Source organism: Streptococcus mitis (genome assembly GCF_946188375.1).
Lineage (GTDB): Bacteria > Bacillota > Bacilli > Lactobacillales > Streptococcaceae > Streptococcus > Streptococcus mitis_CX.
Window position 1 is genome coordinate 1 of the sequence record NZ_CAMHUS010000096.1, and the last position, 266, is coordinate 266.

Below are 266 nucleotides of genomic sequence, written 5' to 3' on the forward strand. Positions count from 1 at the left end.
GCAGAGGCGGTGTTTGCCGCCCATCTGGCCCGGGAGGCGCTCGGCACAAACTGGCTGAAACTCGAGATCCACCCCGCTCCCAAGTACCTGCTGCCCGATCCCATAGAGACCCTCAAGGCGGCCGAACAGCTGGTGAAAGAGGGTTTCGTGGTGCTGCCCTACTGCGGGGCCGATCCCGTGCTCTGCAAGCGGCTGGAAGAGGTGGGCTGCGCCGCCGTCATGCCGCTCGGCGCCCCCATCGGCTCCAATCAGGGGCTGGTGACCCG

Annotated in this window: 1 pseudogene; it reads left to right on the forward strand. The window is 67.3% G+C overall.

From position 1 onward, the window contains the following. Positions 1–266 (forward strand): annotated as a pseudogene (gene thiG, locus N8M16_RS10090) (thiazole synthase); the annotation flags it as partial.